This window comes from Rhodoferax sp., from assembly GCF_010365055.1.
Classification (GTDB): Bacteria; Pseudomonadota; Gammaproteobacteria; order Burkholderiales; family Burkholderiaceae_C; genus Rhodoferax.
Genome location: NZ_JAAFHA010000034.1, coordinates 26,951 through 37,021, shown reverse-complemented (window position 1 = coordinate 37,021; position 10,071 = coordinate 26,951). Strand labels below are relative to the sequence as shown.

Sequence of the window (10,071 nt, the reverse complement as noted above, 5' to 3'; positions counted from 1 at the left end):
CCGCCGGGGAGTTTTCTGCTCGGCAATAGCCGCTTGCCGGGCCCGCCGCCAAGCAGCAGCCCGGTCCCCGGCGAGCCTTTCTTGTACAACGTGGTGGTGGACGGCAAGCCGATGCGGATGGCGCTGCTGGAAGTCAACTATGGCGACGTCGCCTCGCCGCAGCGTTTGCGGGTACAGGTGGCCAAAAGTCTGGCCGTGCAACAGCGTCTGACGACGGAGCTGGTGGCCGACATGCTGGCGCCGCTGCTGTTGTTGGGGGCGCTGCTGAGTGTGCTGGTGTATGGCGGCATCTCGCGCGGCTTGCTCCCGCTGACCCGCTTGCAGGCGCAGCTGGGTCAACTGGGGCGCCAACGCGAACAGAATGTGTCGGCGCTGTCGCCGATCGAGATGACCCAGGCGCCGCAAGAAGTGCACGCGCTGGCCGCGGCGGTCAATCAATTGCTGGCCGCCGTGCGTCGCAGCCTGGGGCAGGAAAAGCGCTTTTTAAACGACGCGGCGCATCAGCTGAGAACGCCACTGGCCGGCCTGATCAGCCAGACCGAGCTGGCGCTGGCCGAGTCCGATCCGCAAGCCCTGCGCGCGCGCCTGGGCAAGGTGCTGGCGGGCGCTCAGCGCAGTGCGCACCTGGTGCAGCAACTGCTGTCATTGGCGCGCAACGAAGCCGAGGTGCGCCTGCAGACGCTCGACCTGGCCGCCCTGGCACGCGAGGTGGCGCGGGATTGGACACCACGCGCCATGAGCGCCGGTGTGGACCTGGGCTATGAAGGCGCCGACAGTTTATGGGTGCAAGGTCAAGCCATGCTGCTGCGTGAAGCCGTCAGCAACCTGCTCGACAACGCATTGATTTATGCCGGCAAAGGCAGTGTCGTGACGCTGCGTGTGGCGCAGATCGGCCATGAGGCGCTGCTGGAAGTCGAGGACAACGGCCCGGGCCTGGCGGCGACTGAACTGACGCACCTGTTTGAGCGCTTCTGGCGCGCCAGCGAGTCGCCCGGCGGCTGCGGCTTGGGACTGGCCATTGTGGCCGAGATCGCCCAGCGCCACGGCGGCAGGGCCACCGCGGAGTCGGTGCCGCCGCACGGCCTGCGGATCCGGCTCAACCTGCTGCTGGCGGCGTGACGATGACCCTGCTGGCAGCTGGAAAAGGTCAAACCGGTGGCGCGGCCAGTCGTGGGATACTGCGTTTTAAGCCATTTGATCGACCCTGTCTTCTGCATTCCAATTGGTTTGCCAGGCTGCGAAAGAAGACATGAACCCACCACCGACATGAGCCAGCCCACACCGACCGACACCGATTCTGCGTTGCGTCAGCTCAACGCCCAGCTGTTGGAGAAATCCCGCCTGTTGCAAGCCACGCTGACCAGCATCAGCCAGGGCATCCTCGTATTTGATGCGCAAGGGCGGGTGGATATTTTCAATCCGAGGGTTTGCGAATTGCTGGACTTGCCGCAGAGTCTGCTGGCGAGCCGCCCCACAGTGCAAGCACTGACCTCTTATCAGCGTGAAAGGGGTGACTTTGGCCAGGATGCGGCGCTGATCGACGTGCATGCGCGCAATTGCGTGCTGGGTGTGGCTGTGGGTGCCCAGGATGAGCTGCCGTCCCACTATCTGCGTGTGACACCGGCGGGCCGGACCCTGGAAGCCAAGACGCAGGCCCTGTCTGACGGCAGCATGGTCCGCACTTTTACCGATGTCACGGACTATGTGCAGGCCCAAGCCACCTTGCAGACCAATGAGGAGCGCTGGAAGCTGGCCCTGGAGTGCGCCGGCGATGGCGTCTGGGACTGGCACATCCAGAGCGGCGTGGAGTTCTATTCCAAGCGATTGCTGGAAATACTCGGCTACGACGTCAGTGATGTCCATCTTCAGGCGCCGGGGGAATTCGACAAGCTCATTCATCCCGACGACATGGCGCAGCTGCAGCGCGCGCGGCAAGCCCATTTTGACGGCTTGAGCCCTACCTATGCCGATGAACACCGTGTGCGCTGCAAAGACGGCAGCTGGAAATGGATGCTCTCGCGTGGCATGGTCATCAGCCGCGACGCGCAGGGCTTGCCGCTGCGCATGATCGGTACCCACACCGACGTGACCGAGCGTAAAAGAGCCGAGGCGCTGATCTGGCAACAGGCCCATTTCGACACATTGACCGGCCTGCCGAATCGCCACATGCTGCGCGACCGGATGGCGCAGGAGATCAAGAAATGCAGGCGCGACGGCTTGCAGCTTGCGGTGTTGTTCATCGACCTGGACCACTTCAAGGAAGTCAACGACACGCTCGGGCACGACAGCGGTGACCGGCTGCTGGTGGAGGCGGCGCGGCGCATCAGCGCCTGCGTGCGCGAGTCCGATACGGTGGCCCGCATGGGCGGCGACGAGTTTGCCGTCATCCTGACCGAACTGCCTGATGCGAGCAGCCTGGAGCGCATTCTGCAAAATATTCTGCAGGCGCTGGAGGCTGTCTTCGAACTGGACAAAGAACGGGTCTTTGTGTCGGCCAGCCTGGGTGTTGCGATGTATCCAGTCGATGCCAGTGAAATCGAGGGTCTGTTCAGGAGCGCCGACCAGGCGCTGTATGCGGCCAAGGGCGCCGGGCGCAATCGCTTCAGTTTTTTCACGCCGGCGTTGCAGGAGGCGGCGCAAAACCGGGTCCGGCTGGCCAACGACCTGCACGCCGGGCTCATCGGACAGCAGTTCGGGGTGGTCTACCAGCCCATTGTTGAACTCGCCAGTGGCGTCGTTCGCAAGGCGGAAGCGCTGATTCGCTGGCAACACCCGACGCGCGGTCTGATCAGCCCGGTCGACTTCATTCCGATTGCCGAAGCCAGTGGCTTGATCGTCGATATTGGCGAGTGGGTGTTTCAGCAGGCGGCGCATCAAGTGCAGGTCTGGCGGCTGAGGCTGGACCCTGATTTTCAGATCAGCGTCAACAAGTCGCCGGTGCAGTTTCACCAACGGGGCAAGACCAGGACGCCGTGGGCCCAGCAACTGCAGGCGATGGGTTTGCCGGGTGACAGCATCGTGGTGGAGATCACCGAAGGGCTGCTGCTCGATACCAGTTCCAGCGTGGCCGATCAGCTGCTGGACCTGCACGATGCCGGGATTCAGGTGTCGCTGGACGACTTTGGCACCGGCTATTCGTCCTTGTCCTATCTGCAACGTTTTGACATCGACTTCGTCAAGATCGACCAGTCGTTTGTTCGCCACCTGGTGCCTGCCTCCACCGACCTGGCCCTGTGCCAGGCCATCATCGCCATGGCCCACGCCCTGGGCATGAAGGTGATCGCCGAGGGCGTTGAAACCGCGCAGCAACGCGATTTGCTGGCCGCGGCAGGCTGCGATTACGGGCAAGGCTACCTGTTTTCAAAGCCGGTGTCGGCGCCCGACTTTGAAGCGTTCATGGCCGCCCACGCCAGCCGGACGCCTGAAGGGACAGCCTAATCCAGACGCAAGCCGCTCTGCGCGTCAAACCAGTTGTTGTGCCGGCCACTGACGGACAGACCCACAACTTCGCCCATCAAAACCTGCGTGCTGGGCGGTGTGCGCACCGTGATCAAGCCAACCCCGGTTCGCACCACGACATAGGTGTCGGCGCCGGTCGGCTCCACCAGGATCACTTCACCGCGCCAGGCGGCAGCAGGGTCGAGGTGAACGTGCTCGGGGCGCTGGCCCAGCGTGACCTTGCCAGCCGTCGGACACGGTAGCCGCAACTCCCCGCCTTCAAAAGAAAATATGGCATCAGCCCCCGTTCCGCTTGCCTGACCAGCTATAAAATTCATAGTAGGTGAGCCGATGAAGCCGGCCACGTAGAGATTGGCCGGGCGGCGGTAAATTTCGTCGGGTGTGCCAATTTGCTGCAGGATGCCGTCTTTCATGACAGCAATGCGGCTGCCCAGCGTCATGGCCTCGATCTGGTCGTGCGTCACATAGACGCTGGTAATGCCCGAGACCAGGTGCAGGCGCTTGATCTCGGCGCGCATCTCGACGCGCAGTTTGGCATCCAGGTTGGAGAGTGGCTCGTCAAACAAAAACAGCTGCGGGTCACGCGCCAGGGCGCGGCCCATGGCCACGCGCTGGCGCTGGCCGCCGGAGAGCTGCGCCGGGCGGCGGTCCAGCAGTTGCTCGATTTGCAGCATGGCGGCCACTTCATGGATGCGCTTGAGGCGTGCCGCTTTGGGCACCTTGCGCATCTCCAGCGCAAAGCCGATGTTGTCGGCCACGCTCATGGTCGGGTAGAGCGCATAGCTCTGGAACACCATGGCAATGTCGCGCTGCGCCGGGGCGATGCCGATGACGTTTTTGCCGGCAATGCGCAGCTCGCCCTCGGTCGGCACTTCCAGCCCGGCAATGATGTTGAGCAGGGTCGACTTGCCGCAGCCCGAGGGCCCGACCAGAATCAAAAATTCGCCCGGTGCGACGTCGATGTCAATTTTCTTCAGCACTTCGACCGCCTTGGCGCCCTTGCCAAAGACCTTGCGAATACCTGCAATGTGAAGTGAAGCTGCCATGTGTTTATCCTTTGACCGCGCCAGCGGTCAGACCTTTGACGAAATATTGACCGGCCAGCACATAGACCAGCATGGTGGGCAGGCCGGCGATGACAGCGGCGGCCATGTCCACGTTGTAGCTTTTGACGCTGCTGGAGGTGTTGGCCATGTTGTTCAAGCCGACGGTGATCGGCTTGCTGTCCGCACCGCTGAACGCCACGCCAAACAGAAAATCATTCCAGATGTTGGTGAACTGCCAGATCAGCGTCACCATCAAGATCGGCGTTGACATGGGAATCACGATGCGGAAGAAAATGCGCCAGAAACCGGCGCCGTCAATGCGTGCGGCGTTGACCAACTCCTTCGGGATGGCGGTGTAATAGTTTCTGAAAAACAGGGTGGTGCCGGCCAGCCCGGCGATGCAGTGCACCAGAATCAAGCCGCCGAGCGAACTGGATAAACCCAGAAACCCCAGCACCTGGCTCATCGGCAGCAGCACCACCTGAAACGGCATGAACACGCCAAACAGCATGAAGCCGAACAGCACCTCGCTGCCCTTGAACTTCCACAGGCTCAGCACGTAGCCGTTGATCGCGCCCCAGGCCGTGGAGAGCAACACCGCCGGCACCGCCATGATGACCGAGTTGACGAAATAGGGCTTCAAACCGCGGCAATCAACCCCGGTGCAGGCGCTGGACCAGGCCAGTTGCCAGGACTCGAAGTTCAGTGAGGTTGGCAGGCTGAGCAAATTGCCGGCGCGAATCTGCGCGGCGTCCTTGAACGAGGTGGCGAGCATCACATAGAGCGGCGCCAGAAAGAGCAGGGCGGCCAGCAGCAAAATGCCGTAGATCAGCACGCGCGGCAGGTGTTTGGTGATCATGGTGGGGCCAAGGTTCAGCGCTCGTGCGGCTTGGCCCGCAGCTCGCTGTAAAGGTAAGGGACGACGATCGCCGCCACGGTGGCCAGCATCATGGTGGCGCTGGCCGCGCCCAAGCCGATCTGGCCGCGGGTAAAGCTCATCACATACATGAAAGTGGCCGGCACATCGGACGAGTAGCCAGGGCCACCCGCAGTCAAGGCCATGACCAGGTCAAAGCTCTTGATCGACAGGTGCGACAACACCAGTACGGTCGAAAACACCACCGGGCGCAGGATCGGCAAGATGATGCGCCAGTAAATACGCGGCAGCGATGCGCCGTCAATTTGTGCCGCCTTGATGATGCTGTCGTCAATGCCGCGCAAACCTGCGAGTGGCAGCGCCATGGCAAAACCGGCTGATTGCCAGACACCGGCAATGACCACGCAGTAAATGGCGGTGTCGCTTTGCACCAGCCAGTCAAAGTGAAAACTGGCCCAACCCAGGTCGTGCATCAGTTTTTCCAGCCCCAGGCTGGGGTTCAAAATCCATTTCCAGGCCGTGCCGGTCACGATGAACGACAGCGCCATCGGGTACAGGTAAACGGTGCGCAGCACGCCCTCAAAGCGAATTTTCTGATCCAGAAAAATGGCGAGGCCCATGCCCAGCAGCATCGAGCCACCGACATAGAGCACGCTGAAAATTCCCAGGTTTTTCAGTGCCACCAGCCAACGGTCCATCTCCCACAGGCTCACGTACTGCTCCAGCCCGACGAACTCGTCGTAGCTGGGCAGCATGCGCGAGCCGGTGACGGACAGAACCCCGTTCCAGATCATGAAGCCGTAAATGAAGGCAAAGCCGAGCACAAAGCCCGGCGCGATCACCAACTTGGGCAACACGTTTTCAAATGATTTCATAAACACCTTGCCTTTTGGGTTAAAAGCCGGGAGCCCTGGTTGGAACGCCTGCGTTACTTTAGAACCAGACGAGCCAAGTGATGCGCTGCGTTCGTGTCCCCCGCCTGAAAGCCTGCGGCTTTCAGGCTCCTCCTTGACCTCACTTCGCGCAACACCCGGCCCGTCTGGTTCCGCCAGGGTTTGGGGTCTCCCGGCAAGCTAACCCCACATCTCTAGCAGGAGGGATGGGGTGCGTGCCAGAGCGAAGTCAAGGAGGAGCCCGACAAGGGCGGGGGACATGAGCGGCAGCTGCACCCCAGCCCTGCTGCGGGTACTCGCCACAGGTGCCTGCCACAAACGCCTTCAAAAAAGCGCTCACAAGCAACGCCTATGGCAGACGCAAAACCCGCCCTACTTGGTGGCCGCCGCCTTGACCAGGTTCTTCATAGCCGTTTCCGGCGTCATCTTGTCATCGTTCCAAAACTGGCTGATGACATCTTTCATGGCGCCGGTCTGGGCAGGCTTGAGCGCCATGTCCTGGGACACGGAAGGGACCAGGCCGCCCGATTTGGCGGTGTCGACAAAATCCTTGGCCGACAGCTTGGCGCATTCGTCAAACTTGTCCATGTTCATGTTCAAGCGAACCGGTATGGAGCCTTTGTTCAGGTTGAATACCTCCTGGAATTCAGTGCTCATGATGGCAACGCCGAGGTCGGCCTGCGCCTTCTGGGCGGCCGCTTCTTTGAGCTTGAACATGGCGAATGAATCCACGTTGAATGTGTAAGTGCCGGCATTACCAGGAGCAGCTGCACACAAGAAGTCTTTACCCGGCACCTTGCCCGCGGCGACAAACTCGCCCTTGGCCCAGTCGCCCATGAGCTGGAAGCCAGCCTTCTCCTGGATCACCATGGCCGTGGCGATATTCCAGTCGCGGCCCACGGCGCCTGCATCGGTGTAGCCTTTGAGCTTGCGGAAGGTCTCCAGCGACTTCTTCATGGCAGCGCCGTTGAGCGCTTTGGGATCAAGTTTGACAAATGCATCGTTGTAGAACTTGACGCCACCCACACCAAGCGCCACCGGCTCAAAGTTGGTGAAGTCGTTCCAGGCATTGCCACCGGTTGCCACAGGAATAAAGCCGGCCTTCTTGATCTTGTCGGCTGCGGCAAAAAAATCGTTCCAGGTCTTGGGCATGTCCGCCACGCCGGATTTTTTCAAAACAGCCGCATTGGCCCACAACCAGTTGACACGGTGCACATTGACGGGCACAGCAATGTAATTACCTTTGTACTTCATGACATCTGAAACAGCCTTGGGCAGCAGGCTGTCCCACTTTTCGGCTTTGGCAATCGGATCGAGGTTGGCCAACACGCCTTCACTGGCCCATTCTTGCAGCGCAGGGCCTTTGATTTGGGCCGCAGCGGGCGGGTTGCCGGCCACCACACGGCTCTTGAGCACGGTCATGGCATTGTCACCACCGCCGCCGGCCACCGCAAAGTCTTTCCAAGTGTGGCCCTTGCTTTGCATGATTGTTTTCAACTCGCTGACCGACTTGGCTTCGCCGCCCGAGGTCCACCAGTGCAGCACTTCAACTTCACCGGCCACGGCCGATGTGCCCGCCACGACAAATGCAACGGCCGTGGCCAGTTTGGAAAGTTTCAACATATCGACTCCTGATTGGCTGGCTTCAAAGGCACGTCAGGCCCTAAAGCAGCGGGTTGATTCGGGCAAACACCGGGTCGCTCGAATTAATTAATTGTTAATTAATTCTCAACAATCCGCAAGGGCGATTTACCCTAGGGCGACAAAGCCGGCTCAAGCCACCAGTGCCAGCGCGCCAAAGTCGCCTACCTGCTCGCCCAGACCCGCATTCACCAACTCACAGCCGTCCGTCAGGGCTGGCAGCTTGCCTTGAATGTAGCCTTGCAGCTTGGGCAACAACAAGGCCCGGTGATGCCAGAAGACGCTGCCACCGAGGCTGATGCGCTGCAGGTCAAGCGTCACGACCAGGTTGTACAAGGTGCGGCCCATGATCCGGCAAAATTCATCAATAATGGCTGTAGCCCCCGTATCACCTGCATTAGCAGCTTCAAAAAGAGTAGCAGCATCGGTGTAGCCAAGATGCCCGAAGCGCCTTGGAATGGCGTTACCGGCAATCAGGCCTTCCACGTCACCGACATTGCCGCAGCCACACAGGGCGTCATTGTTGTCGCTCACGAACAGATGGCCGGCGTGCCCGGCATTGCCGTTTTTGCCGCGCAGCACATGGCCGTCCACACACAGGCCCACACCAATGCCGGTGCTCCAGGTGACGTAGGCGCAGTTGGCCAGCGGCTCGCCGTTGATCTGTAGCGCACCCCAGCGCCGCTCGGCCTCCAAGGCGCCGATGCCGTCGTTTTCAACCCGCACCTTGGCAAACACCTGGCGCAATGGCGCTTCCAGCAAGGCGGTGTGCCAGTCGTTGGGCAGGCCGCGTGCCTTGCCCGCGAGGCCACCGCAAATATTGGGTGCCGCCAGTTCCACCAGGCCCTGGTTCAACACAAAGGGACCGCAGGAGGCCACGCCCAGCGCCGACAGGTTGCCGGGGGCCACGCCCGCTGCAGCGCAGCTCTGCCCGACCAGACGGATGATTTGCAGCGCCAGGGCATTGTTTGCACCTTCCTTGGCGGTGGGTTCGGCCACACGGCCGCGCACGCCTTGCGCGTCGGCGATGCTGACCGCCACTTTGGTGCCACCAATGTCCACACAAGCGACCGGTGCGGCGCCCGGTGCCAGGCGAAAGCCGTCAGATAAAACGTTTTGATTCATGGTGTTCATTTCAGCAAGGGTGCCGCGTCAAAGCAAGTGGGGGAAGACGTCGATCAGGTCCGACTGTAGTCGTCACTCAGGCGCACGATGTCATCCTCGCCCAAATAGGTTCCAAACTGAACTTCAATGATTTCAACCGGGGTGGCGCCCCGGTTTGCCAGGCGGTGGACCTGGCCAATGGCGATGTCCACATGCGCCCCGACCTCCAGCGTCAGCACCTGCTCGCCCAGCGTCACCTGGGCCTGGCCCAGCACCACGACCCAATGTTCGGCGCGCTGCTGGTGCTTCTGCAGGCTGAGTTGCTGGCCCGGATTGACGTGGATGCGTTTTACCTTGTTGCCTGGTACTTCGGAGATGGTTTCATACCAGCCCCAAGGCCGCCCGGTGCGTTCAATCGACTCGCTTCTTGAATAGCTGCTCATGGGGCGTCGGTGTGAAGTGACAGGGCCCCGATGCTAATCGCTCAGCGGAGCCTGGGTGACGGCGGTGTGACGGTCAAAGGCGTTGCGCCAAGGCCCAGCGCACGATGTCGGGGGCCCCCATGGCGCCGGCCTGGCGCGCCACTTCGCGTCCGCCAGAGAACAAGGCGAGCGTCGGGATGCTGCGGATGTTGAAGCGAGCCCCCAACGCCTGCGCCTCTTCAGTGTCGACCTTGGCGAGGCGAAAACGCGGCTCCAACTGCGCTGCCGCTTGCTCGAACGCCGGCGCCATCTGGCGACAGGGCCCACACCACGGCGCCCAAAAATCTACCAACACCGGGATCTGGCTGCGGCTGATGTGACGGTCGAAATTACTGTCGTCCAGCGCCAGCGAATGCGCCACGAACAAGGGCTTGTGGCAGCTGCCGCAATCGGGTGCGTTGGCCAAGTCGGTTTGGCGCACCCGGTTGGTGGTGTGGCAATGGGGGCAAACAATGTGCAGAGAGTCAGTCATGATGGAAATCCCTTTCTGCCCATTACATGGAGGCCAATCAGGCAACTATCAAGTATTGAAAAAACTATAGCAGATCATGCAAGCAGATCGGGGGCTA

9 protein-coding genes are annotated in these 10,071 nt (G+C 61.3%); 2 read left to right on the top strand and 7 right to left on the bottom strand.

Annotation, left to right across the window (positions count from 1 at the left end; genetic code table 11):
• Positions 1 to 1,119, top strand: a 1,119-nt coding sequence (locus GZ093_RS09875; RefSeq protein WP_296485421.1) for an ATP-binding protein, incomplete at its 5' end; no start/stop codon positions are given.
• A 147-nt stretch (positions 1,120 to 1,266) separates the two neighbouring features.
• On the top strand, positions 1,267 to 3,438 hold the full coding sequence (locus GZ093_RS09870; RefSeq protein WP_296485419.1) for an EAL domain-containing protein: 2,172 nt from the start codon (positions 1,267 to 1,269) through the stop codon (positions 3,436 to 3,438).
• On the opposite strand, the gene GZ093_RS09865 is transcribed toward GZ093_RS09870, so the two are convergent.
• The 7 genes from GZ093_RS09865 to trxC form a co-directional block, all read right to left on the bottom strand.
• Positions 3,435 to 4,505 carry an ATP-binding cassette domain-containing protein gene (locus GZ093_RS09865; protein ID WP_296485417.1) on the bottom strand — a complete coding sequence of 357 codons (1,071 nt, stop codon included), beginning with the start codon at positions 4,503 to 4,505 and terminating at the stop codon, positions 3,435 to 3,437. The two genes, GZ093_RS09870 and GZ093_RS09865, sit on opposite strands and share 4 nt — an antisense overlap.
• A 4-nt stretch (positions 4,506 to 4,509) precedes the next feature.
• Positions 4,510 to 5,364: a carbohydrate ABC transporter permease gene (locus GZ093_RS09860; RefSeq protein WP_296485415.1), complete on the bottom strand. Its 855-nt coding sequence runs from the start codon at positions 5,362 to 5,364 to the stop codon at positions 4,510 to 4,512.
• Positions 5,365 to 5,378: 14 nt separating this feature from the next.
• Positions 5,379 to 6,257 carry a sugar ABC transporter permease gene (locus tag GZ093_RS09855; RefSeq protein WP_296485413.1) on the bottom strand — a complete coding sequence of 293 codons (879 nt, stop codon included), beginning with the start codon at positions 6,255 to 6,257 and terminating at the stop codon, positions 5,379 to 5,381.
• A gap of 390 nt (positions 6,258 to 6,647) precedes the next feature.
• Positions 6,648 to 7,898 (bottom strand): ABC transporter substrate-binding protein, encoded by a 1,251-nt coding sequence (locus GZ093_RS09850; RefSeq protein ID WP_296485411.1) that lies wholly within the window; start codon positions 7,896 to 7,898, stop codon positions 6,648 to 6,650.
• A 150-nt stretch (positions 7,899 to 8,048) separates the two neighbouring features.
• Positions 8,049 to 9,041, bottom strand: coding sequence for an ROK family protein (locus tag GZ093_RS09845; protein WP_296485409.1), 993 nt, complete (start codon positions 9,039 to 9,041; stop codon positions 8,049 to 8,051).
• Between the two features lie 53 nt (positions 9,042 to 9,094).
• Complete coding sequence (locus tag GZ093_RS09840) at positions 9,095 to 9,463, bottom strand: phosphomannose isomerase type II C-terminal cupin domain (protein WP_296485408.1); 369 nt, start codon at positions 9,461 to 9,463, stop codon at positions 9,095 to 9,097.
• A 73-nt stretch (positions 9,464 to 9,536) separates the two neighbouring features.
• Positions 9,537 to 9,974, bottom strand: coding sequence for a thioredoxin TrxC (trxC, locus tag GZ093_RS09835; protein WP_296485406.1), 438 nt, complete (start codon positions 9,972 to 9,974; stop codon positions 9,537 to 9,539).
• Positions 9,975 to 10,071 lie beyond the last annotated feature (97 nt).